Genomic DNA, 22293 nt, shown 5'->3' with positions numbered 1-22293 from the left:
TCTCAAACAATGTACGCGATGCCAGACTGTGCTGGTGACGCGGGTCATTGCTGTGGCTTGCCAGCGCCGCCGTCGGCCCGGACCGGGACGGATCCTCGGTACTTTTCGAGCATGATTGCGCGCTTCACTACACCCTCACCCGCCTGCCCTGCAAGCGCTGCGGCATGGATAAAAGCATTACTTCCTAAAAGGCCCTCCATTTCCGCCCCGGTGAAGGGACGGAACGAAGGTATTTCCATTTCATCGTCGGCCACGAAGCTCATCGCCTTGCGGGCCTGGTCTATCTTCCGCACACCGTCGGCTGCAGCGTCGGCCGCATGGAACACGGCAAGCGCTGCAAGACCGCGCACGGCCTGCTCCGTCTTCGTCGCGCCGGAGATGAACTGGGCCGCCTTGCGCGCCATGTTCATCATGCCGGCCAACTGCTCGGCGAGCAGCCGGTCGACGTCGTCGGCGAGCGTCGCGTCGGCCTTGACGTCCGCCTTCAGGGCGCGGGCGAAGAACTTCTTCGCCACCGCCTTTTCAACGAGCGCCCGCTCGGCCTTCACCCAGCAGCCGCGTCCCGGAAGCTGGCGCTTCAGATCGGGAACGACGCGACCGTCGGGCCCGGCAACGAAGCGGATCAACTCATCCGGCGAACCGCTTTCGCGGGTGACGATGCACGTCCGCGTGCTGCCGCTCCGATCCTTCGGGCCCCCATCCAAGGGCAATGTGTCCGAAGGCAGGCTGTCGGCATCATCAGAGGCGGTCATCGTCCTTAAGCGTCCTGCTCGGCGCCTTCGGCAACGTCGATCGGCTCTTCGCCTTCGACCTCATCGCTTGCCAGGTCCTCTTCCGTGATCCAGCCGGCCGCGAGGCGGGCCTGAACGATCATGGCTTCGGCTTCGGCGCGCGAAACGTCGAACTTCGAGAAGGTGCCCTCGAAGCGCTTGGTCTCGCCGTCCTTGCGTTCGCTCCAGCCGACGAGGTCGTCAGCGGCGCAGCCGGCAAAGTCTTCGATCGTCTTGATGCCTTCTTCGCCGAGCGCAACGAGCATCTGGCTCGTCAGGCCGTCGATCGAGCGCAGCTCGTCGGCAACGCCGAGTTCCTTGCGCTTGGCATCCATTTCCGCTTCGAGCTTGTCGAGGAATTCGCGCGCACGGGTCTGGATTTCGGTAGCGGTCTCCTCGTCGAAGCCATCGATCGACGAGATTTCGTCGAGGTCGACATAGGCAAGCTCCTCGACGGCGGCAAAGCCTTCGGACGCCAGAACCTGGCCGACCATTTCGTCGACGTCGAGCGCGTCCATGAACAGGTTGGTGCGCTCGGTGAATTCCTTCTGGCGACGCTCGCTCTCTTCCTGTTCGGTGAGGATGTCGATGTCCCAGCCGGTCAGCTGCGAGGCGAGGCGAACGTTCTGGCCGCGACGGCCGATGGCGAGCGAAAGCTGCTCGTCCGGAACGACCACTTCGATGCGCTCCGCATCTTCGTCGAGAACGACCTTGGCCACTTCCGCCGGCTGCAGCGCGTTGACGATGAACGATGCCGGATCCTGCGACCACGGAATGATGTCGATCTTTTCGCCCTGCAGTTCGCCGACGACGGCCTGAACGCGCGAACCGCGCATACCGACGCAGGCGCCGACCGGGTCGATCGACGAGTCGTTGGAGACAACGGCGATCTTGGCGCGCGAACCCGGGTCACGGGCAACCGACTTGATCTGGATGATGCCGTCGTAGATCTCAGGCACTTCCATGGTGAAGAGCTTCACCATGAACTGCGGATGGGTACGCGACAGGAAGATCTGCGGGCCGCGCTGTTCGCGGCGAACGTCGTAGACGAAGGCGCGGACGCGGTCGCCGTAGCGCATGTTTTCGCGCGGGATCATCTCGTCGCGGCGGATGATGCCTTCGCCACGGCCGAGGTCGACGATGACGTTGCCGTATTCGACGCGCTTGACCGTGCCGTTGACGATCTCGCCGACGCGATCCTTGAATTCGTCGAACTGGCGATCACGCTCGGCTTCGCGAACCTTCTGGACGATGACCTGCTTGGCAGACTGGGCGGCGATGCGGCCGAAGTCCATCGGCGGCAGCGGGTCGGCGATGAAATCGCCGAGCTTGGCGTCCGGATTGCGATCGCGAGCAAGCTCGAGCGGGATCTGCGTGGAATAGTCGTCAGCCTTTTCGACCACTTCCAGAAGACGCTGCAGGCGGATTTCACCGGTCTTCGAGTTGATGTCGGCGCGGATGTTCGATTCCGACCCATAGCGCGAGCGGGCGGCCTTCTGGATCGCATCGGCCATTGCGGCCAGAACGATCTCGCGGTCGATCACCTTTTCACGCGCGACGGCATCCGCGATCTGCAGAAGCTCGAGCCGGTTAGCACTGACTGCCATGTCTTATCTCCGTTGGGTTGCAGGGGGCTTCACGCTCCGCCCGACTTATTCCTCAATAGGTGAATCTTCGTCTTCGAAATTCTCGTTCGCGGCGCGCTCGGCCTTCGCCTTCTTGTCGGCCGTCAGCGCATCACGGATCAGATCGTCGGTCAGGATCAGCCGCGCTTCGGCAAGCGTGGTGAACGGGATGACGACGACAGGTTCCTCGCCGTACGCGGGCTGGTCGCGCTCAAGCCGGAAACCATCGTCATCGACGGAAACGATCTTGCCGCGGAACCGCTTGCGGCCATCGACCAGAACCGACGTCTCGCATTTCAGCAGGTGCCCCTGCCAGCGGAAGAAGTCGGACTTGCGCACCATGGGACGGTCGATGCCGGCCGACGACACTTCGAGATGATACGCCTTGTCGATCGGATCTTCCACATCGAGCACCGGCGAAATGGCCTTGGAGATCTCTTCGCAGTCTTCGACGGTCATGGTGCCGTCGTTGCGCTCGGCCATGATCTGCAACGTCAGGCCGTTCTGGCCGGACATGCGCACGCGCACCAGGCGGTAACCCATCGGCACGATGACCGGCTCGATGATGTCGGCGATGCGCTGGTCGAGACCGGTTTCGGTGATCAGGCGCGGTTCATTTGCATTTTCAGCCGTTGTCGTATCGGACAAACGATCATCTCCTCATCGGACCGGCTAATAAAAAAGAGCGGGTCCTGACGGGCCCACTCTTCATCTACCGATCAAGAATTTGAGGCTCATATACGCTTCATCGCCGCAAATTGCAAGGCATTGGGCCGTGCGCTCCAAATGCGCCGATCCGCTCGCAGACGACGATCTTCGACAACAAGGTCAATTTCAGCGGGTGGCACTTCGCGTCCTCGGGCCTATAACAGGGATAGAACCGCTTCGAGACGACAATCAAGGACAAGAGAGAAGACGAGGTGCCCCACCGTAATTCGCCGCTTGCACCCTTTAAGCACGACATCTTCCGCACGATCTGGATCGCGAGCCTCGCATCCAACTTCGGCGGCCTCATCCAATCGGTCGGCGCCGCCTGGCTGATGACCTCGATCTCACCGTCGGCAAACATGGTGGCACTGGTGCAGGCCTCGACCTCGCTGCCGATCATGCTCTTCTCGCTCATCTCGGGCGCGCTTGCCGATAATTTCGATCGGCGGCGGATCATGCTGGTGGCGCAGTGTTTCATGCTCTCCGTCTCGGCGCTTCTGACCATCTGCGCCTATGTCGGACTGATCACGCCCTGGCTGCTCCTGCTCTTCACCTTCCTCATCGGCTGCGGCACGGCGCTCAACAACCCATCCTGGCAGGCCTCGGTCGGCGACATGGTCCCGCGCGACGACCTGCCGGCGGCAGTCGCGCTCAACAGCATGGGCTTCAACATCACCCGCAGCGTCGGCCCGGCGATCGGCGGCGCGATCGTCGCCGCGGCGGGGGCTGCCGCCGCCTTCTTCGCCAATACGCTCAGCTATTTCGCGATCCTCTTTGCGCTGGTGCGCTGGCGGCGGGAAGTGCCGACGAACACCTTGCCGCGTGAGACGCTCGGCCGCGCCATATCCGCGGGCCTGCGCTATGTCGCGATGTCGCCGAACATCGGCAAGGTTCTGCTGCGCGGTTTTCTCTTCGGTCTTTCGGCAAGCGCGATCCTCGCACTCTTGCCGCTCGTCGCCCGCGACCTCGTTCAAGGCGGGCCGCTCACCTACGGCCTGATGCTCGGCGCCTTCGGCCTCGGCGCGATCGGCGGGGCGCTGCTCAGTGCGCGATTGAGGGAGAAGCTGTCGAGCGAGGCGATCGTGCGTATCGCCTTCACCGGCTTTGCTGCGAGCGCCGCGATCACGGCCTGGAGCACCTATGCCTGGCTCAGCTGTCTCGTGCTGCTCGTCTCCGGCGCCTGCTGGGTGTTGGCGCTTTCGCTGTTCAACACGACCGTGCAGCTCTCGACGCCGCGCTGGGTCGTTGGCCGGGCGCTATCGCTCTACCAGACTATGACCTTCGGCGGCATTGCTGGCGGCAGCTGGCTCTGGGGCACGGCGGCCGAACAATATGGTGCCGCCAATGCGCTGATGGGCTCCTGTCTGCTGATGTTCGCTGGGGTCGTGGTCGGCTTCCGGCTGCCGCTACCGGAGTTCACTTCGCTCAATCTCGATCCGCTCAACCGCTTCAACGAACCGCCGCTCGAACTGGACCTGAAGCCGCGCAGCGGCCCGATCGTCATCATGATCGACTACGAGATCGCCGACAACGATATCCCCGAGTTCCTCACGACCATGGCGGAACGCCGGCGCATCCGTATTCGCGACGGTGCGGGACACTGGGCGCTGATGCGCGACCTCGAAAACCCGACGACCTGGACCGAGACCTACCACGTGCCGACCTGGGTCGAATATGTGCGCCACAACCAGCGCCGTACCCAGGCCGACGCCGCCGTCGGCGACAAGCTGACGGCGCTGCACAGCGGTGCAGCACCACCGCGCGTGCACCGGATGATCGAACGCCAGACGATCGTGCCGACGCACTACGAGCGCTACAAACGCCAGGTCGATGTCGACATGCACTAGATCATTTCATTGTTTCATCGAAACACTGAAGTGATCTAAGTCTTTGAAACTACGCAATTCCGGACGGAAAATCGTTTCCCACTTTTCCTGGAATTGCTCTAAATGCCGTTGTCGCCCCCCACGCTGACATCGACCAATGCAACGAAAGAGGCCCGTCACGCAGGGCCTCTTTCGGTTCAGCGGTTCAGCTTGAGAGAGCGTCGACGCCTCTGGTTGAAATTGCCTTAGCGCAGCTTCGCCTTCAGCGAGGCATTGGGGAAGCAGGTGGCGGCAAGCCCGCTCTTTGCCTGCCAGTCACCGAGAGAGCGGCGCGTCTTGTAGCCGGGAAGGCCGTCGACCTTGCCGACGTCGTAGCCCTTGGCGACGAGCGCCTTCTGCATGGCGAGAACGTCCGAGCGCAGCATGTTGCCGACATCGCCCCAGCTCCCGCGGAACGCACCGCCGCCGGTGGCGATGCGGTCGGCGAGATTGCCGATGAACAGCGCATAGAGGTCGGAGTTGTTGTACTCCTTGAGCACATAGAAATTCGGCGTAACGATGAATTCCGGCCCATGCCGGCCGGCCGGCACCAGCATCATAGACGACGCCGACAGTTCATGCGACGGGAAGGCCTTGCCGGAAATCCGCGTGATGCCCTTGTTGGCCCAGTCCGAAATCGGCCGTGCGAGGTCCGGGCCTTCCTGTGCGCAGGAGACGGCGTCGGGAATCGACACCTCGAAGCCCCAGTCGCGGTTGCGCTGCCAGCCCTTCTTGACGAGATAGTTGGCGATCGAGGCTAGGCTGTCCGGCACCGAATTCCAGATGTCGCGGCGGCCGTCGCCGTCGAAGTCGACGGCATATTGCAGGAAGCTCGACGGCATGAACTGCGGCTGGCCCATGGCGCCGGCCCAGGAGCCGCGCATCGCCGTCTCGTCGACGTCGCCGCTGTCGAGAATGTGCAGCGCCGAGATCAGCTCGCGTCTGAAAAGGTCGGGCCGCGTCGACATGAAGGCCTTGGTCGCCAGCACGTCGACGACCGGATAGGGGATCTTGGCGCGGCCGAAGCCGGACTCACGGCCCCAGATCGCCACAACCACCGAGGCCGGCACGCCATAGGTGCGCTCGATCTTCTTCAGGGTCGAGGCATGGGTGGAAGCAAGGCTGCGGCCGGTTGCCGCCAGACCTTGCAGGCGCTTCTCCGAGAAGTAGTTGCCGGGCGAGGAAAACTCGGCCTGGCTCTGCTTCTGCTCTTTCGGCTTCGGGAAGCCGGGAGGCGCCAGATCCGGCAGGTCCCAGTTGAGCTTCACGTCGGCGAAGGCGGCCTTGAACGAACCGGCAGAAATGCCCGCCTTCTGCGCTTCCGGCCAGAGATCGTTCTGAAGCCAGGCGCGAAACTCCGCCTCGACATCCGCCTTCGTCGCGGCATGCGCGAACCCCAGCCAGCCACAGAGCAAAAAGGTCGAAAGTGAAAGAAGTCTCAGCATAAGGCTTCCCTGTCGGTTGGATCGCGGGGTTCGAAAATAGCGTCAGATCGACGTGCGGGCGCGAAGGGCGGCTGCCAGCGTGCCTTCGTCGAGATAGTCGAGTTCGCCGCCAACAGGCACGCCATGGGCAAGCCGGGTGATCTTCACTTCCATGCCCTCGAGCTGGTCGGTGATGTAGTGCGCCGTGGTCTGGCCCTCGACCGTCGCATTCACGGCGATGATCAGTTCGCGGACGCCGCCATTGGCGACGCGCTGGACAAGTCCTTTGATGTTGAGGTCTTCAGGACCGACACCGTCGAGCGGGGAGAGCGTGCCGCCAAGCACGTGATAGGCGGCGTTCATCGCGCCGGCGCGCTCCAGCGCCCAGAGGTCGGAAACGTCCTCGACGACGATGATGACCGACTGGTCGCGACGCTCGTCCGAGCAGACGGTGCAGGGATCGATCGTATCGACATTGCCGCAGCAGGAGCAAATGCGGACCTTACGGTGGGCCTCGCCCATCGCGTCGGCGAGCGGCCCCAGCAACTGGTCCTTCTTCTTGACGAGATGGAGGGCGGCGCGCCGTGCCGAACGCGGCCCGAGCCCCGGGACTTTTGCCAGGAGCTGGATGAGTTTTTCGATTTCGGGGCCGGTGACTCGTTTTGCCATGCGGCGCTTTTAGCCCATATCGAGCCCGAACGGAATCGACTTCGCACACTGCAATGGGCCATCGCAAAGGGCGCAGGAGAAATCGGCGTGCATTCGACGAGGGCGCAATCTATTGTTGATCGCAGCAGATGGAGGCTCCGATGACCAATACGCCTTTCCGCTATGCAGCCCCCAGCGATGAATGCGATCTGATCATGAAAGGCGGCATCACTTCGGGTGTCGTCTTCCCGCGCGCCATTACCGAACTCGCGACCCGCTACCGCTTCATGCACATCGGCGGCACATCGGCCGGTGCGATTGCCGCCGTCATGACAGCCGCTGCCGAATACCGACGCCAAAGTGCCGCAACGGCGGACGAAAAGAACGCTGGCTTCGCGCTGATCGATGCGATGCCGAAGGAGCTGGCCGCCAATCTCCCGACCTTCTTCCAGCCATCGGCGGAAACAGCGCCGCTCTTTCGCGTCGGGATGGCGATGGTGCGAACGCAGGGAAGCAAGGTGGCGGCGGCAGGCCTGGAGGCCCTCAGGGTTTTTCACTTGGCGTTGCTTCTTGCCGCCCTCCCCGGCCTCGCGCTGATCGTCGCCGGCATCGCCGCGACCGACTGGGCGCTTGGCATCCTGGGGGCGCTCGTCGTCCTGATCGGCGCGATGGCGATGTTGACCTATCAGCTCTATCGCGCGGTCGCGGTGGTGTTGCCGGCCCACGACTTCGGCCTATGCAGCGGCCTGACCCAACCGGGCGCGAAGAAACCTGCATTCACCAACTGGATTGCCGAGCGGATCGAAGCCATTGCCGGCCCGGTTCGCTCCGACGGAGAAGCGCGGCCTTTGACGATCGGCGATCTCGATCGCTACGAGATCACGTTGAAGAGCGTCACCACCGATCTCTCTTCGCGGCGGCCTTACGAGCTACCCTTTGGCGACCGGGTGCACAATTACCGCAAGTCGGAATTCGAAAGGCTGTTTCCGCCGTCCATCATGAGCTACCTCCTGAAGGAGAGCAAACCACGCGACATCGTAGGGCCGGACGGCGTGCGGGATTACTACCAGCTACCGCCGGCAAGGAAGCTGCCGGTGGCGATCATCGCCCGCATGAGTCTCAGCTTCCCCGGATTGATCCGCGGCGTTCCACTCTATCGCTACGATTATTCCCTGCGCGCGGCAGCCCGGCGCGATCCGTCAACCCATATCCGCTGCCTGTTTTCCGATGGCGGCATCACCAGCAATTTCCCGATCCATTTGTTCGACGGACTGCTGCCCGGTCGCCCGACCTTCGGTATTTCGCTGGCGAGTTACGATCCGAGGCGCCATGGAGAGGATGAGGACGGATCAGGTGGCAGCCGCGTGCACCTGCCGCGCCGTACGGCCGAAGGCAAGGCGACGCCGGTCTATCCGGTCGAGGGACTTTTCGCCTTCGTCGGCGCTATCCTCGACACAGCCCGCAACTGGCAGGACACGCTACAGAGCCAGCTCCATGGCTACAGCGAACGCATTGTCGAGGTGAGGCTCGACGATGCCAAGGAAGGCGGGCTCAATCTCGACATGGATGGAGAAACCGTGAATTTCCTGAGTATGCTCGGCGGCAAGGCCGGCGACGTCGTGCTCAAGAATTTCGACTTCAACGAACATCGATGGCGCCGGGCGATGACGATGCTGCCGACACTTTCCGAGTCGCTGCGCAAGCTGTCCAATCGTTACATGGAACCGGCGACCGAGCGCAGGATCGACTATCCGGCGATCCTGACGGAATACGATCCGACCGGCCTCGTCGGCGTTACAAAGGCTGATCGCCTAGCGCTGAACGAGCTTACCCAGAAGCTCGCAGCCATAGGCGCCGAACTCGATCGGCGCCCGATTCCTCCACCTTCCAGCCAGAAGGTGGATCTCAGGATCACCGCCAGCATGGATACCAATCCACGCGGGGCGAACCCTCCGCGGCCGGACACGCCACCGGCGCCCAATCAATAGAGCGGGATGCGGAATAATGCGTGCGGTTTTCCGAACGCACCGCGCTCCAACTCGTTCAAACCGGTCAGAACGGCAGCTTCATGCCGGGCGGGATCGGCAGGCCGGCGGTCAGTTCGGCGGTCTTTTCCGCCTGGACGGCTTCGGCCTTGTCCTTGGCGTCCTTGTGGGCGGCGACGATCAGGTCTTCGAGGATCTCGACGTCGTCTTCCTTGAAGAGCGAAGGATCGATCTTCAGGCTCTTGAGGGTGCCCTTGCCGTCGAGGCGGACGGTCACCAGACCACCGCCGGACGTGCCGTCGACTTCGAGTGCGGCGATCTCCGCCTGCATCTTCTCCATCTTGGCCTGCATTTCCTTGACCTTGCCCATCATCCCCATGATGTCGCGCATCGTCGTCTCCTGTTTTTCTGTTTCTGCTCGCAGACGGGACTATTCGATGTCGTCGCCAGGGACGATATCGCCGTCGGCGGATTCGGCTGTAGCCGGAGCAACACTCTCGGCCTCTTCCTCGACGGCGCGAATGCGCACGTCGGTGATCTTGGCACCCGGGAAGCGGGCGAGAATGGCCGCGACATCCGGGTCCTGGCGCGCATCGTTGACGCGCTGTTCCTGCGCCCGCTGTTCGGCCTCGATCAGCGTCGGCTCGCCGCGCTCGCGGCTGTAGCTGACGATCCAATGGATGCCGGTCCATTCCTTGAGCTTGACCGCGACTTCACCAAGCAGCGTCTTCGGCGCATCGTCGGAAACATTGACGTCGAGACGACCGGCCTCGATATGCACCAGACGCAGGAAGCCGCGCACCAGCGTCTTCAGCTTGATGTCGCGGTTCTTGGCGCAAAGTTCGGCGATATCTGCGATCGAATTGACCGGAACCGACGGCTGCGGCTTGGCAGCTGGGGCCACCGCGGGTCGCTCCTCGATACGGCCGACGGTGACCGGCTGGGGTGCTGCATCCGGCACGGCGCGCAGCATCGTCGCGCCGTTGCTCGTCGGGCGCTGCACCGGCATCGCCTGCGTTGCCTGCGCCGAAATCGATCCTGAGGCGGAGGCCTGTGCCCCGCCGCCATTGCCGCCAACCGGCCCGGAACGGGCGCCGCCGCCTTCACCGCCGGAAAGCTCAAGCACGCGTCGCGCAGCCTCTTCCGGCGCCGGCAGGTGTGCGGCATGCGCCAGCCGGATCAGCACCATTTCGGCAGCTCCCGCCGGGCGCGACGAGCTTTCCGCTTCCGGAATGCCCTTGAGCAGCATCTGCCAGATACGCGAGAGTGCCGTGACCGCAACGCTTTCGGCGAAGACGGCACCGCGGGTGCGCTCGATCTCGCTCAGCGACTGATCGTTGACCGCCTCCGGCACGTATTTCATGCGGGTGACGAGATGGGTGAAATCGGCAAGGTCGGTCAGAACGACCGTCGGATTGGCTCCGGCCTCGTATTGCGCGGTAAATTCCTGGAGTGCGGCCGCAACATCGCCTTTGACGACATGGTCGAAGAGATCGACGATGCGGGCGCGGTCGGCAAGGCCGAGCATCGAGCGCACGGTCTCGACCTCAACCGCACCGCCGCCGTGCGCAATCGCCTGGTCGAGCAGCGACAGGCCGTCACGCGCCGATCCTTCGGCGGCGCGGGCGACCATGGCGAGCGCTTCCGGATCGAAGGAAACGCCTTCCTTGCCGAGGATCGTCGAAAACAGGCCGACGAGATCAGACGCGCTGATGCGGCGCAGATCGAAGCGCTGGCAGCGCGACAGCACCGTGATCGGAACCTTGCGGATTTCGGTGGTGGCGAAGATGAACTTCACATGTTCCGGCGGCTCTTCGAGCGTTTTCAACAGGCCGTTGAAGGCCTGGGTCGAGAGCATGTGCACTTCGTCGATGATGTAGACTTTATAGCGCGCCGATACCGGGCGGTAGCGAACCTGTTCGATGATCTCTCTGATGTCATCGATGCCGGTATGCGAGGCGGCGTCCATTTCGATGACGTCGACATGGCGGCCATCCATGATCGCCTGGCAGTGTTCGCCCGGCACACGAAGGTCGATCGTCGGCCTGTCGGTCTCAGCGGTCTTGTAGTTCAGCGCACGGGCGAGGATGCGGGCGGTGGTGGTCTTGCCGACCCCGCGCACACCGGTCAGCATATAGGCCTGCGCGATGCGACCCGTTTCAAAAGCGTTGGTGAGCGTGCGCACCATCGGTTCCTGGCCGACCATCAGGTCGGAGAAATCCTTGGGGCGATACTTGCGCGCCAGAACACGGTAGGCGGCCGGTTTCTCAACGGATGAAATGGACGTGTCGTCGCTCATCGACCCTGCCGCTGTTCGAACTCTTGTCCCGACAGGACGGAAAAGGTGGGAGGCTGGCACGATGACCCGTGCCGGGGCTCGTTAGGGCTGCTTCCTTCCGGACCTGACCCGGTTGGCGAGTGGCTCGTCCACCACCAACCTCCCGGCTTCCATATCGGCAATATCGAAAGCAAATGCAAGCCAAGCCATCAAAAAACTGATATCGATATGCAAAACAAGGCGAATCCGTTGTCTTTGCCTGAGGAGAATGACTTGGCGACCTTCACTCTCGACGAGCGGCTCGAACGCGACGGCATCCCGATCGCCTCGATCGGCCTCTGTCAGATGCGGCTGATGAACGACCGCCGCTGGCCCTGGCTCGTGCTCATTCCGCAGCGTGAAGGCATTTCGGAAATCTTCGACCTGACCCCACTCGACCAGACGATGCTGACCTTCGAGACGACCATGGCGGCAACCGCCCTGAAGACGGTCACCGGCGCTCAAAAGATCAATGTCGGCGCATTGGGCAATATCGTTCGGCAACTACATGTGCATATCATCGCCCGCAACGACGGCGACCCGAACTGGCCGGGGCCGGTCTGGGGCTTTGGCAAGCCGGAGCCGTGGGACGAAAAAGAGCATCGAGACTTCGCAGCGCGCATTCTGGAAAACCTCTGAACATGACGAAATCGATCTTTGACCTTCGTAGCCCGCATCCGGAGCCAAGCACTCTCGTCGCCTTTTCCGAAAACCATCTGGACCGCCAGTCGGAGCACCGCAGCGACGATTGCGTCGAGCTGGCGCTCAAGCACCCGGGCGCCCATTTCCTGGCCTTCTCGGGACCGAAGCTGATCGTCAAGCACGACGAGAAGATCATCGACCCGCTGTTTGCCCCTTACGAACTCGAAGGGCTCGAACCGGTGCTCGACGAGACCATCCTGCTCGGCTACCTGCCGAACGGCGAGCCACGGCTTGCCGTGCCGACGGGCTTGACCGAAGAGACGATCACTGAGCCCTTCAAGATCGCCGATGGCCGCACGCTCTACCGGCAGCAGATGCTGCCGGAGGAACTGCTCGGCCAATTCGCCCAGGCCTCGAGCCTCATTACCTGGAACGCCAACAACCGCTTCTGCGGCCGCTGCGCCGGGCCGATGGACGGCACGGCCGGCGGCTATCGCCGGGTCTGCACCGCCTGCGGCCACATGGTCTTTCCGCGAACAGATCCGGTCGTCATCATGATGACGATCGACCTTGAGCGCGACCTCTGCCTGCTTGGCCGCAGCCCACATTTCGCGCCGGGCATGTATTCCTGCCTTGCCGGTTTCGTCGAGCCGGGCGAGACGATCGAAAATGCCGTGCGCCGGGAAACGCACGAGGAGTCCGGCATCCACATCGGCCGGGTGCGCTACCATGCCTCGCAGCCCTGGCCGATGCCGCACACGCTGATGATCGGTTGTTATGCCGAGGCGAAATCGACCGTCATCAAGCGCGACGAGCAGGAGCTGGAAGACGTGCGCTGGTTCACGCGCGAGGAAACGATCGCGATGCTCGAACGCTCGACCGGCGTTGCCAATACCGGCGACGAGCATATTCCGCCGCCGAAGGGCGCGATCGCGCACCAGCTGATGCGCGACTGGCTCGCCTGGGACGAGCGGGCCTGAGGGCGACGGGTTACGAGGAGGGCCGACCGTGTCCCGCTCCGAACGGCTGCTGGATCTTCTGCAGGTGCTCCGGCGCTACCGCCAGCCGGTGAGCGGCCAGCGGCTGGCGGAAGAGACCGGCGTCAGCCTCCGAACGCTCTATCGCGATATCGCGAGCCTGCAGGCGCAGGGCGCCCATATCGAGGGCGAACCGGGGCTCGGCTATGTGCTGAAGCCCGGCTTCATGCTGCCGCCGATGATGTTCTCGGCGGAGGAAATCGAGGCACTGGTGCTCGGATCGCGCTGGGTTTCAAAGCGTACCGACGACGATCTCGCAGGTGCTGCAGCGAACGCCCTTGCCAAGATCGCCGCGGTGCTTCCGGCAGAGCTTCGCGAGGAGCTGGACAGCTCGACCCTGCTCGTCGGGCCGAGCCCGCCGGCCACCAACGGCATCGACATTGCCGCGCTCAGGCGGGCGATCCGCAACGAGCGCAAGGTGGAACTCGACTACGTGGACAACGATGGCAGTGCAACGCAGCGCACGATCTGGCCCTTTGCGCTCGGCTTCTTCGAGAACGTGCGCATGGTCATGGCGTGGTGTGAACTGCGCCTGGATTTCCGGCACTTCCGCGCTGACCGCATGCGCCGGATGACTGTCACCGAAGCGCGTTACCCTCGTCGCCGCCAGATATTGATGAAGGACTGGCGCGCCAGCCAGGACATCGCCGCATCCAAGCGCCAGACGGTCGGCTCCTGACGACTCTCGATGCTGACAGAAGTTGGCAGCCACCACGCCTAGCCTGCAATTCCCCGCAACAAGGAGGAAACAACATGGCCAAGGCAAATCTCATCGTTCTTTATGTCAAGGACCCGCTGGCGAGCGTGGCGTTCTACCGCGATGTCCTCGCGCAGGAACCAAGCGTCACCTACCAGACCTTTTCGTCCTTCGAACTGCCCGGCGGCTTCACCCTCGGGCTCTGGGCCGAACATACGGTCGCGCCGGAGCCGACGGCATCAGGCCATCGCTCGGAACTGGCTTTCATGGTGGAGGATGAGGGCGCAGTGCGCGCGCACTACGAGAAATGGAAGGCGGAAGGGCTGCAGATTGCGCAGGAATTGACCGAGATGGATTTCGGTCCGACCTTCGTCGCGCTCGATCCGGATGGTCACCGGCTGCGTGTCTGCCTCTTCGATTCGTGATCGAGAGGACAGCGGCGCGTATCCCGCCAGCCCTACAGCGCCGCACGTCTTAGCAGACGTGCAAAGGTCGCTGCAGCACTTACATTGCCGCATATTTTTGTCCTTTGATCGGAACGATCAAAGGACACATGCAGACGCAGCGGGATACGCGAATGATGCGGATTAGCGGCCGTAAACGGCGGCCTGGATCTGCGAACGGGACAGACCGATATCGCTCAGTGCGTGATCGTCGAGAGCGTTCAGCTCGCGGATCGCACGGCGGGTCTTCGCATATTCCATGATCTTCTGACGGATCTTCATCTTTAACACTCCTTACGTGAACGAGCGTTAGATAGGCATTTGCCTAAAATTTGTGTACCGCCGCGATTGCAGATTAGGCATGCGCCAGACGCGTAGCCGGTTAACGAATTTTTGCCACTTTCTTACGCCGCGACACGATCGTTAAGCTGATGATTCCCGTTGCAAAACCGCCTTGGATCACGGCCGGAACGAACGGGTGTTGCCACAGCCAATTCTATTAGCCAGGCTTGATAAGCGAAGATGACGACATGCGAATGGGAGAAGATCGCAGCCTTTCAGATGCCGCCGGAATTCGATCGCTTCGAGCGCTGGATGCAGATCAGGTGGGCGCGGGGATCGCCCTGGAGGTCCCGGTGAGGACATCTCGCGCGGGGAGCTTACCGGACGAAAAGTGGTATCGGCACCTTGCGTCCGGTGAGGTGTGGCGGCTCGTCTCGCCCGACTTTCCCTTTCGAGGAACTTTCGAGCAGGTCTGAGCCAAGCGTCAGAGCACGCCGCGCATCGGGTGCGCCTTGTAGGTGCCAAGGATGCGGACCTTCTCGGAGAAGAAACGCAGCTCGTCCATGGCGTGGCGCACGCCGATATCGTCGGGATGGCCTTCGATATCGGCGTAGAACTGCGTCGCCACGAACTTGCCGCCGAGCTGATAGCTCTCGAGCTTGGTCATGTTGATGCCGTTGGTCGCGAAACCGCCCATCGCCTTGTAGAGGGCCGCAGGAATGTTGCGGACATTGAAGACGAAGGTGGTGATGATCAACTCGTCGTCCGCGGAACGCCCTATGCGCTGTTCTTCACGGGAAAGCACGACGAAGCGGGTGACGTTGCTTTCGGTGTCCTCGACGTTCTCGGCGATGATCTCCAGACCATAGAGATCGGCGGCAAGCCGCGGTGCAAGCGCCGCCATCGAGCGGTCGCCCTTTTCGGAAACAAGCTTCGCCGCGCCGGCGGTATCGCCGGCGACGACCGGCTTCCAGCCATTGGAACGCACGATCTTGCGGCACTGGCCGAGCGCGTGGATGTGGCTGTGCACGGTGCGGATTTCGTCACGCGTGACGCCGGGCAGCACCATCAGCTGGAAACGGATCGGCATGAAGTATTCGCCGACGATGTGCAGCCGCGATTCCGGCAGCAGATGATGGATATCGGCGACGCGGCCGGCGATCGTGTTCTCGATCGGGATCATCGCGAGATCGGCGTCACCGTTCTCGACGGCGACGAAGGCATCCTCGAATGTCTGGCAGGGCAGCGGCTCCATCGACGGAAACATGTCGCGGCAGGCCATGTCGGAGTTGGCGCCGTAGTCGCCCTGAAAGGAAATCCTGTTGGTCTTGACGGTCACGGTAGCTTCCTTCTCAGGCTTATTCGGGATGGCGGGCGGAAAGGATACGGCGGGCTTTTTCCAGCTCCACCGGCGTATCGACGCCGAGCGGAACCGAATCGACGATCTCGACGTCGATGCGCATGCCGGCCTCGAGCGCGCGCAGTTGCTCAAGCGATTCGCGGCGTTCGAGCACGGAGGGCTTTAGCGATACGAAGCGCTCCAGCGCCTGGCGGCGATAGGCGTAGAGACCGATGTGATGGTAGAGCGGCCCCTGGCCGTAGGGCGCGGTCGCGCGGGTAAAGTAAAGTGCGCGCAGGCGCGTGTCCGAAAGCGGCGAACCAACGACCTTGACGATGTTCGGATTGGTCTTTTCGCTCTCTTCGGCGATCGCCACCGTCAGCGTCGCGATATCCGTGCTGGCGTTTTCAAGCGGGTTCAGTGCGGCACGGATCGATGCCGGCTCGACCGTCGGCAGATCGCCCTGCACGTTGATGACGATCTCCGCTTCGCCGGTCGGGTCGGCCTTCTGCAGCGCTTCATAGATCCGGTCGGATCCGGACTGGTGATCGATGCGGGTCATGATCGCTTCGAAGCCGGCCTCCCGCACCACGTCGAAGACCTGCTGGTCGTCGACGGCGACGACCACGCGGCCGACGTCCGCTTCCTCGGCGCGTTTCGCCACCTGGACGATCATTGGCAGGCCGCAAATGTCGGCGAGCGGCTTTCCGGGCAGGCGAGTCGAGGCCATGCGCGCCGGAATGAGCACGATGGCTTTACCTGAATTTTCGCGATTCATGATCTGGCCTTCAAAAACCCCGCTGAAAGTGTCAATAAGTCTCAGTTAGGGGCCGATAATCACTGTTGCAACGCAGAGCCAAAAGACATAGGTTCCGCGCGATTTCAAGATAGGCCGGGTTTTTGTTTGCGCCGGTGGCAAAGGGAGCGTTTGCAGATGAATTCATATGTGAACATGGGCGTGGGTGCCTTTCTGGGGACGGTCTTCGTTCTGATGTCCGTGTCCATTGCATCGGAAGGCATTTTCCACTCCGAGGCTCCCGAGAAGGAAGGCTTCGCGATCGTTGCCGAAGAGGGCACGTCTGAAGCCGGCGCCGGCGGCGCCGCAGAAGTCGAAGTCGATATCAAGCCGCTGCTTCTCAAGGCCGATGCTTCTGCCGGTGAAGCCGTGTTCAAGAAGTGCGCAAGCTGTCACACCGCCGACAAGGGCGGCGCAAACAAAGTCGGTCCGAACCTCTGGGGCCTCGTCAACCGTCCGATCGCCTCGCATGAAGGCTTCAGCTATTCGGCCGGCATGAAGACCTTCTCCGAGGGCAGCAAGGTCGTCTGGGATTACGACCACCTGAGCTTCTTCATCGAAGCGCCGAAGAAGCACGTTCCGGGCACCGCCATGGGCTTTGCCGGCGTCAAGAAGCCGGACGAGCGCGCCAACCTGATCGCGTGGCTGCGCGAGCAGGCCGATTCTCCGGCTCCGCTGCCGGATGCGGCTGGCGGCGCTGCCGAAGCGGCACCGGCTGCTGGCGCCGAAGGCGCAAAGCCGGCAGAGGCTCCGGCAACCGAAACCAAGCCGGCTGAGGGCCAGGCCGCTCCGGCGACGGAATCCAAGCCTGCCGAAGGCCAGCCGGCACCGGCGCAATAAGCTTAGCGGTTGGAAACAACCCATTAGAAAGGCCCGGCTCGCGCCGGGCCTTTTGCATTTGCGGGGCACGGTGACGCGACACATCCACGCGAATCGATAGACGGGATTTCGCTCCTCCCGAGGAAACACTTCCCGAAGTTCCGAAGCAGTCACACCAGCAGATAGGCCCAGACCGAAACGCTGACGACGCCGAGCGCGGTCGTCAATGTGATGGTCGAGGAGGCGAGTGCGTGGCCGACGTTGAAATGGTTGGCGATCAGCCAGGCGTTGACGCCGGTTGGAACGGCCGATGTCAGCACCAGCGCCGTCGTCCAGTTGTCGTTGAGGCCAAGCAGGTGGCAACTGGTGAACACGACCCCGGGCATGACGAGGAGCTTCAGCACACTCGTAAAGGAAGCAAGACCGAGATTGCCGGCAAGGCCGTATTTGTCTAGCGCCATGCCGATCGAGATCAGCGCTGCCGGCGCCGCCATCGAGGCAAGCTGATCGACGACAGTCTTCACAGGTCCGCCAAGCGGCTGGCCGACGAGATGAAACGCTGCGCCGCAAGCAAGCCCGATGACCAGCGGATTGCGCACCAGGTTGCGGCCGACGCCGGCGAGAAGATGCAACGGGCTTTGCCCTGGTTTGCCGCTTGCACGGCGCTCGGCACGCTCCATCAGCAGCGTGCCGGCGATCATCATGACCGGCAGATGGACGGACAGCAGGATCGAAATCGCCACTATTCCCTCCTCGCCGACGATGCGTGAAACCAACGGCAAGCCGATGAACACGGTGTTGGCGAAGGCCGAGGAGACGCCGGCAAGAACGCCCATGCGTGGGTCACGCCGGAAGATGAGCGTTGCAGCCAGATGCCCGGCCGCCCAGGTGACGGCAACGCCGGAAAAGTAGGCGACCCAGAGCGGCCAGGGCGAACCGTCCTTGAAATCCGCTTCGGCAATCGTGCGAAATAATAGAACGGGAACGGCAACACGAAAGACGAAGTCGCCGAGCGCTTCGCCGACAGCCGGTTTCAGATAGCCTGACCGAACCAACAGCCAGCCGGCAAGGATCAGGACGAAGATGGGCAGAACGTTCTGGAAGATGTCGGACATGCGCAGGCCTTGGGATGGGACTGCCAGCAATAACCGCGTTCACGCCAGGATCGCAAGCGCGGCGCGGCAGAGCACTTTCAAGGGAACCTTCGCAGACCGCAGGCGTTCGGGAAGAGCATGAGGAACATGCCATGCCGCCAGATAAGCCCATTTATGCCCATGGAGACGACGATCCGCATCTGACGGATGACGCGCTCGCCGACAAGGTGCTGCGCTTCATCCAGTATGCCGCCCTGGTCGACACGAGCCGCATCTCGGTGATGGCGCTTGGCGGGCTCGTCGTTCTTTCCGGTGAGGTCGCGAGCGAAACGGACGTCGCCTGCGCCGGGGATGCGGCGGCATCGGTGATCGGTGTTGCCAGCGTCGAGAACCGGCTGAACGCGAAGCCGGGCGACGCCGACCCGCATGCCTGAGCGGTGATCCGACGGGTTGCCGCGTCAAAAGCCGAATGATAGGACATGCGCCACTATTGATGTCGATATGGGCTTGGCATTGCCGTCAGCCTGCAGGAGCCGCAGATGAGGACCGACGAGTCAGCAACCAGGTAAGCCGCAACAACGGTTTGAAAAAGTTGTTGCGGCGTCTGTCGGCTCACACTCCCAAGATTTGATGAAGTGGCAGATCGCCGCCGAATGTTACCCATTTGCGCGGATGTTTCATCATGCCCGATCATAACTTGCCCACCTGGCCCTATACGCTGCCGGCGGCTCTGCTGCTGATGGCGCCTTTCGATATCCTGGCGTCGCTCGCCATGGACATCTATCTGCCTGTCGTGCCGGAAATGCCCGGCATTCTCGGCACGTCGCCGGCAATCGTCCAGCTGACGCTGAGCCTCTACATGCTCATGCTGGGCTTGGGACAGGTGCTCTTCGGCCCGCTCTCCGACCGGTTCGGCCGCCGTCCGGTGCTTCTCGGAGGCGCGACTTTGTTTGCACTGACGTCATTGCTGCTGGCGGTCACCACCTCAGCGCCGGCTTTCGTGGCACTCCGGCTTGCGCAGGCGGCGGGCGCCTCGGCGGCGCTGGTCGCGACCTTCGCGACGGTGCGGGACCTCTATGGCGCACGTCCGGAAGGCGTCACCATATACGGCCTCTTCAGCGCCATGCTGTCCTTCGTTCCGGCGCTCGGACCGATTGCCGGCGCGCTGATCTCAGGCGCTTTCGGCTGGCAGGCGATCTTCCTGACGCTCGGCGTGCTCGGTCTTACCGCGCTCGGCCAGGCGCTGCTGCGCTGGTCGGAAACCCGGCCAATCCCTTCCGGCAACGGGAAGCCCAGCTTTAAGCCCATTCTCAGGAACGGCGCGTTCTGGACCTATACGCTCGGCTTCACGCGTTCTTCGTGTTCTTCTCGACCGCGCCGCGCCTGCTCATCGATCGCGCCGGCTATTCGCAGTTCGGCTTCAGCCTCGCCTTCGCGACGGCGGCAGTGGTGATGATCCTGACCACGCGCTTCGCCAAGGGTTTCGTCGGCCGCTACGGGATGTCCGGCTGCCTCATGCGCGGCATGGCAGCGCTGATCCTTGGCGGGCTGTTGCTTGCCGCCGGCGAAGTCTTCACGACACCCTCCTTCGCAAGCTTCGTGCTGCCGATGTGGGTGATCGCCGTCGGCATTGTCATGAGCGCCTCGGTGACTGCGAACGGCGCGCTGAAGGCCTTTGACGCGATCGCCGGAACGGCGGTGGCGCTCTACTTCTGCATCCAGAGCCTGATCGTCGCCGTCGTCGGCACCGGCGCCGTGCTGTTTCTGAAGGGCGATACGGCCTGGCCGCTCGTCGGCTACTGCCTGGTGATGGCGACGGTCACGCTCCTGGCGCTGGCGCTCCTGAGCCGACGTGGAAGGCAATAGCTGCCATGTACCTCCCGGAGCGGTTGCCTGCTCCGGGAGGTATTCAGCCAACCGGTCCGGCGGCTGCCAGCAAGACGGCAAGATGCCTCTTGACCTCGCCCCTGGGGCAGGCCCCAGACTTGTCTCATGACCGATTCTTTTTTCCTCGCCGGCCGTTTCGGCGCTGCCACAAGACTGTCGCCGAAGGCGCTCCGGCTCTATGCCGAGCAGGGCCTGCTCGTGCCCGCCCACGTCGATCCGGTGACCGGCTACCGCTACTACGCCGCCGAGCAGGCGGGCCGCGCCCGCTTGATCGCAAGGCTGCGGCAATTGGGCCTGCCGATCGCCCGAATCGCCCGCCTGATCGAGCTTCAGCCCGAAGTGCGCCTCGCCGAACTTCGCGCCTGGCTGGAGGTACAGACCAAACGGCTCGAGGAGCAGAGCGAGCTGGTGCAGGCGATCTTCCGGCAATCGTCCGGCGGCGATGATCCGCTGATCAAAGCCGTCCGCGTCCGCGACACTGCCCCTTCGAAGATCGTCTATCGGCAGGGTCATGTGACGGTCGATGCGCTCGACGCTTTCACGGAAAGCGCCGAAGCGGCGATCCGCAGCTACCTGGCACTATGCGGCAAGGACGACGATGGGCCGATGACGCTGCATTTCCACGAGCCCGTGAACCATGATGGCAAGGGCCTCGTCGAGGTCGCGATCGGCTACACCGGCAGCCTCGAACCGTCAGGTGATCTGCGCATGCGACTTCAGCCGGCTGGGCGCGAAGCATTCCTGCCGGTGTCCGAGACGTTCGAGACCTTTCCGGCGGTGCTGCGTGTCTACGACGCGATCGAGGCCTGGTTCGAGCACAGCAACGATCTCAATTGTTTCGGCAGCCCCTACGAAATCTACCCCGGCAGCGGCGACGCCCGTTTCGATGTCGCCTATCCCATCGTGCCTTAACAAGCCTCCCTTCACATCCCCCCTCAATCGCTCAAGGGTTCCATCCGATGCAGCACGTTCCCTATGTGGGCTCCGGCCCCTATTGCTACGCCAGTTCCTTCGCCATGATGTTCGGCGAGGCGGCGCCCTCGCCCGCCGTCATCGAATTTGCCACAAGCAGCCCGTTCGGAATGCAGCTCATCGGCGGCTCGCTGCCGTTCTTCGACCCCTATGGCTGGGACCCGGAAGCCGGGTTCGACGGCGCGCTTGCTGCGCTCGGCTGGACCTCGGAAGTCAGCAAGGGTGACGATGCCGAGGACGCGCTTTCTCGCCTCCGGTCGACGCTCAAGGATGGCCCGGTCTGGGTCGGCCCGGTGGAAATGGGACATCTCCGCCATCAGCCCGGCATGACCGGGCCGATCGAGGCCGACCACTATGTCGTAGTCCTCGCGCTCGACGAGGAGCGGGTGCTGATGCACGATCCGCAGGGCTACCCCTACGCCTCGCTGCCGATCAGTGATTTCATGGCGGCCTGGAGCGCGAAGACGCTCACCTACGGCGATTCTTTCACGATGCGGTCGGGCTTTTCGCGGGTGGCGGAGGTCTCGGAGGTGGACGGGATCCGGGCCTCGATCCCGGCCGCGATCCACTGGCTGTCGATGGTTACGGATCGAGCGATGCCGCCTAGGAGCCTCGGCAATGCCGAGGCCGCCGAAGCGCTGGCGGCGCGCATCGAGGAACGCTGTGACAAGGGCTTGCGGGCGCACCTGATCCATTTCGCCGTTCGCGTCGGCGCCCGCCGTGCGGCTGACGCCGAAACCTGCCTCGAGCGCGCCGGCTTTGCCAAGTCCGCCGCCGTTGCCGGCGAACAGGCGCGACTCATCGGCGCGCTGCAATATCCGTTGGTCTTGCGCAGAGATGCGGAAGCGGCGGAAGCCCTGCGGCGGCTGGCTCCGACCTACGATCGGCTGCTCTCCGCCCTGCGAGGCGGAGACTGATTCCAGCAACACGCAACTCCGGACGG

Annotated in this window: 21 protein-coding genes, 1 other RNA gene and 1 pseudogene; 11 read left to right on the top strand and 12 right to left on the bottom strand. The window is 63.1% G+C overall.

The features are described 5' to 3' along the window. Nucleotides 1–44: 44 nt before the first annotated feature. The 3 genes from ACTJKE_RS20855 to rimP are packed head-to-tail and all read right to left on the bottom strand — an operon-like array spanning nt 45 to nt 3043. Nucleotides 45–752 carry an RNA-binding protein gene (locus ACTJKE_RS20855; RefSeq protein ID WP_057247817.1) on the bottom strand — a complete coding sequence of 236 codons (708 nt, stop codon included), beginning with the start codon at nt 750–752 and terminating at the stop codon, nt 45–47. A gap of 5 nt (nt 753–757) precedes the next feature. After that, the gene (gene nusA / locus ACTJKE_RS20850; RefSeq protein WP_057247816.1) at nt 758–2377 is read right to left on the bottom strand and encodes a transcription termination factor NusA; all 1620 of its coding nucleotides are present in this window, start codon (nt 2375–2377) and stop codon (nt 758–760) included. 45 nt (nt 2378–2422) lie between these two features. Then, the gene (gene rimP, locus ACTJKE_RS20845) at nt 2423–3043 is read right to left on the bottom strand and encodes a ribosome maturation factor RimP (protein WP_057247815.1); all 621 of its coding nucleotides are present in this window, start codon (nt 3041–3043) and stop codon (nt 2423–2425) included. Nucleotides 3044–3315: 272 nt separating this feature from the next. Between rimP and ACTJKE_RS20840 the strand changes: the two genes are divergently transcribed. Further along, nucleotides 3316–4950 (top strand): MFS transporter, encoded by a 1635-nt coding sequence (locus ACTJKE_RS20840; RefSeq protein WP_058326185.1) that lies wholly within the window; start codon nt 3316–3318, stop codon nt 4948–4950. Nucleotides 4951–5174: 224 nt separating this feature from the next. Here the strand turns inward: ACTJKE_RS20840 and ACTJKE_RS20835 are convergent, their stop codons facing one another. Together ACTJKE_RS20835 and recR are read right to left on the bottom strand one after the other, a co-directional pair. Next, on the bottom strand, nt 5175–6413 hold the full coding sequence (locus ACTJKE_RS20835) for a lytic murein transglycosylase (RefSeq protein WP_058326184.1): 1239 nt from the start codon (nt 6411–6413) through the stop codon (nt 5175–5177). Between the two features lie 42 nt (nt 6414–6455). Then, nucleotides 6456–7061 carry a recombination mediator RecR gene (gene recR, locus ACTJKE_RS20830; RefSeq protein WP_057247812.1) on the bottom strand — a complete coding sequence of 202 codons (606 nt, stop codon included), beginning with the start codon at nt 7059–7061 and terminating at the stop codon, nt 6456–6458. Nucleotides 7062–7201: 140 nt separating this feature from the next. Here recR and ACTJKE_RS20825 point away from each other — a divergent pair, with 140 nt between their 5' ends. Continuing rightward, the gene (locus tag ACTJKE_RS20825) at nt 7202–9028 is read left to right on the top strand and encodes a patatin-like phospholipase family protein (protein ID WP_058326183.1); all 1827 of its coding nucleotides are present in this window, start codon (nt 7202–7204) and stop codon (nt 9026–9028) included. Nucleotides 9029–9092: 64 nt separating this feature from the next. Here ACTJKE_RS20825 and ACTJKE_RS20820 read toward each other — a convergent pair whose 3' ends face one another. The 3 genes from ACTJKE_RS20820 to ffs all read right to left on the bottom strand — a co-directional run bounded on the left by ACTJKE_RS20820 (nt 9093) and on the right by ffs (nt 11467). Next, nucleotides 9093–9416: a YbaB/EbfC family nucleoid-associated protein gene (locus ACTJKE_RS20820; RefSeq protein WP_057247810.1), complete on the bottom strand. Its 324-nt coding sequence runs from the start codon at nt 9414–9416 to the stop codon at nt 9093–9095. 39 nt (nt 9417–9455) lie between these two features. After that, nucleotides 9456–11324 carry a DNA polymerase III subunit gamma/tau gene (locus tag ACTJKE_RS20815; RefSeq protein ID WP_057247809.1) on the bottom strand — a complete coding sequence of 623 codons (1869 nt, stop codon included), beginning with the start codon at nt 11322–11324 and terminating at the stop codon, nt 9456–9458. 45 nt (nt 11325–11369) lie between these two features. Further along, an RNA gene (gene ffs / locus ACTJKE_RS20810) (signal recognition particle sRNA small type) lies at nt 11370–11467 on the bottom strand. Nucleotides 11468–11531: 64 nt separating this feature from the next. On the opposite strand from ffs, the gene ACTJKE_RS20805 reads away from it, so the two are divergent. From ACTJKE_RS20805 to ACTJKE_RS20790, 4 genes are all read left to right on the top strand, one after another. After that, complete coding sequence (locus ACTJKE_RS20805) at nt 11532–11981, top strand: HIT family protein (RefSeq protein ID WP_058324514.1); 450 nt, start codon at nt 11532–11534, stop codon at nt 11979–11981. Nucleotides 11982–11983: 2 nt separating this feature from the next. Further along, nucleotides 11984–12964: an NAD(+) diphosphatase gene (gene nudC, locus ACTJKE_RS20800; RefSeq protein ID WP_440637151.1), complete on the top strand. Its 981-nt coding sequence runs from the start codon at nt 11984–11986 to the stop codon at nt 12962–12964. Between the two features lie 28 nt (nt 12965–12992). Further along, nucleotides 12993–13700, top strand: a complete 708-nt coding sequence (locus tag ACTJKE_RS20795; RefSeq protein WP_058326182.1) for a helix-turn-helix transcriptional regulator — start codon at nt 12993–12995, stop codon at nt 13698–13700. Between the two features lie 74 nt (nt 13701–13774). Then, complete coding sequence (locus ACTJKE_RS20790) at nt 13775–14143, top strand: VOC family protein (protein ID WP_058324513.1); 369 nt, start codon at nt 13775–13777, stop codon at nt 14141–14143. Nucleotides 14144–14305: 162 nt separating this feature from the next. Here ACTJKE_RS20790 and ACTJKE_RS20785 read toward each other — a convergent pair whose 3' ends face one another. From ACTJKE_RS20785 to ACTJKE_RS20775, 3 genes are all read right to left on the bottom strand, one after another. Beyond that, the gene (locus tag ACTJKE_RS20785) at nt 14306–14443 is read right to left on the bottom strand and encodes a DUF1127 domain-containing protein (RefSeq protein ID WP_064817013.1); all 138 of its coding nucleotides are present in this window, start codon (nt 14441–14443) and stop codon (nt 14306–14308) included. Between the two features lie 484 nt (nt 14444–14927). Then, the gene (locus tag ACTJKE_RS20780; RefSeq protein WP_057247803.1) at nt 14928–15782 is read right to left on the bottom strand and encodes a prephenate dehydratase; all 855 of its coding nucleotides are present in this window, start codon (nt 15780–15782) and stop codon (nt 14928–14930) included. 19 nt (nt 15783–15801) lie between these two features. Continuing rightward, nucleotides 15802–16560 (bottom strand): 3-deoxy-manno-octulosonate cytidylyltransferase, encoded by a 759-nt coding sequence (locus ACTJKE_RS20775; RefSeq protein WP_057247802.1) that lies wholly within the window; start codon nt 16558–16560, stop codon nt 15802–15804. Between the two features lie 156 nt (nt 16561–16716). Between ACTJKE_RS20775 and ACTJKE_RS20770 the strand changes: the two genes are divergently transcribed. Beyond that, nucleotides 16717–17418, top strand: coding sequence for a c-type cytochrome (locus tag ACTJKE_RS20770; RefSeq protein WP_057247801.1), 702 nt, complete (start codon nt 16717–16719; stop codon nt 17416–17418). A gap of 149 nt (nt 17419–17567) precedes the next feature. On the opposite strand, the gene ACTJKE_RS20765 is transcribed toward ACTJKE_RS20770, so the two are convergent. Next, entirely contained in the window at nt 17568–18512 is a 945-nt protein-coding gene (locus ACTJKE_RS20765) for an AEC family transporter (protein ID WP_057247800.1), read from the bottom strand. Between the two features lie 131 nt (nt 18513–18643). Between ACTJKE_RS20765 and ACTJKE_RS20760 the strand changes: the two genes are divergently transcribed. The 4 genes and pseudogenes from ACTJKE_RS20760 (at nt 18644) to ACTJKE_RS20745 (ending at nt 22267) form a co-directional block, all read left to right on the top strand. Further along, on the top strand, nt 18644–18925 hold the full coding sequence (locus tag ACTJKE_RS20760) for a BON domain-containing protein (RefSeq protein ID WP_057247799.1): 282 nt from the start codon (nt 18644–18646) through the stop codon (nt 18923–18925). A gap of 248 nt (nt 18926–19173) precedes the next feature. After that, nucleotides 19174–20357, top strand: a pseudogene (cml, locus tag ACTJKE_RS20755) (CmlA/FloR family chloramphenicol efflux MFS transporter). 126 nt (nt 20358–20483) lie between these two features. Further along, nucleotides 20484–21290 carry a MerR family transcriptional regulator gene (locus ACTJKE_RS20750; RefSeq protein WP_058326180.1) on the top strand — a complete coding sequence of 269 codons (807 nt, stop codon included), beginning with the start codon at nt 20484–20486 and terminating at the stop codon, nt 21288–21290. 47 nt (nt 21291–21337) lie between these two features. Then, nucleotides 21338–22267: a hypothetical protein gene (locus ACTJKE_RS20745; RefSeq protein ID WP_058326179.1), complete on the top strand. Its 930-nt coding sequence runs from the start codon at nt 21338–21340 to the stop codon at nt 22265–22267. The last annotated feature ends 26 nt before the right edge of the window (nt 22268–22293 follow it).

This window comes from Ensifer sp. 22521, assembly GCF_052044795.1.
Lineage (GTDB): Bacteria > Pseudomonadota > Alphaproteobacteria > Rhizobiales > Rhizobiaceae > Ensifer.
This window is presented reverse-complemented; position numbering and strand designations above follow the sequence as displayed.

What these genes read in the sequence shown, in the direction of transcription:
- ACTJKE_RS20790 (WP_058324513.1), top strand. Translation starts at nt 13,775, where the DNA reads ATGGCCAAGGCAAATCTCATCGTTCTTTATGTCAAGGACCCGCTGGCG.
- nusA (WP_057247816.1), bottom strand. Translation starts at nt 2,377, where the DNA reads ATGGCAGTCAGTGCTAACCGGCTCGAGCTTCTGCAGATCGCGGATGCC.
- ACTJKE_RS20760 (WP_057247799.1), top strand. Translation starts at nt 18,644, where the DNA reads ATGCCGCCAGATAAGCCCATTTATGCCCATGGAGACGACGATCCGCAT.
- ACTJKE_RS20765 (WP_057247800.1), bottom strand. Translation starts at nt 18,512, where the DNA reads ATGTCCGACATCTTCCAGAACGTTCTGCCCATCTTCGTCCTGATCCTT.
- recR (WP_057247812.1), bottom strand. Translation starts at nt 7,061, where the DNA reads ATGGCAAAACGAGTCACCGGCCCCGAAATCGAAAAACTCATCCAGCTC.
- ACTJKE_RS20770 (WP_057247801.1), top strand. Translation starts at nt 16,717, where the DNA reads ATGAATTCATATGTGAACATGGGCGTGGGTGCCTTTCTGGGGACGGTC.
- ACTJKE_RS20815 (WP_057247809.1), bottom strand. Translation starts at nt 11,324, where the DNA reads ATGAGCGACGACACGTCCATTTCATCCGTTGAGAAACCGGCCGCCTAC.
- ACTJKE_RS20785 (WP_064817013.1), bottom strand. Translation starts at nt 14,443, where the DNA reads ATGAAGATCCGTCAGAAGATCATGGAATATGCGAAGACCCGCCGTGCG.
- ACTJKE_RS20750 (WP_058326180.1), top strand. Translation starts at nt 20,484, where the DNA reads ATGACCGATTCTTTTTTCCTCGCCGGCCGTTTCGGCGCTGCCACAAGA.
- ACTJKE_RS20745 (WP_058326179.1), top strand. Translation starts at nt 21,338, where the DNA reads ATGCAGCACGTTCCCTATGTGGGCTCCGGCCCCTATTGCTACGCCAGT.
- nudC (WP_440637151.1), top strand. Translation starts at nt 11,984, where the DNA reads ATGACGAAATCGATCTTTGACCTTCGTAGCCCGCATCCGGAGCCAAGC.
- ACTJKE_RS20775 (WP_057247802.1), bottom strand. Translation starts at nt 16,560, where the DNA reads ATGAATCGCGAAAATTCAGGTAAAGCCATCGTGCTCATTCCGGCGCGC.
- ACTJKE_RS20820 (WP_057247810.1), bottom strand. Translation starts at nt 9,416, where the DNA reads ATGCGCGACATCATGGGGATGATGGGCAAGGTCAAGGAAATGCAGGCC.
- ACTJKE_RS20855 (WP_057247817.1), bottom strand. Translation starts at nt 752, where the DNA reads ATGACCGCCTCTGATGATGCCGACAGCCTGCCTTCGGACACATTGCCC.
- ACTJKE_RS20825 (WP_058326183.1), top strand. Translation starts at nt 7,202, where the DNA reads ATGACCAATACGCCTTTCCGCTATGCAGCCCCCAGCGATGAATGCGAT.
- ACTJKE_RS20835 (WP_058326184.1), bottom strand. Translation starts at nt 6,413, where the DNA reads ATGCTGAGACTTCTTTCACTTTCGACCTTTTTGCTCTGTGGCTGGCTG.
- ACTJKE_RS20805 (WP_058324514.1), top strand. Translation starts at nt 11,532, where the DNA reads ATGCAAAACAAGGCGAATCCGTTGTCTTTGCCTGAGGAGAATGACTTG.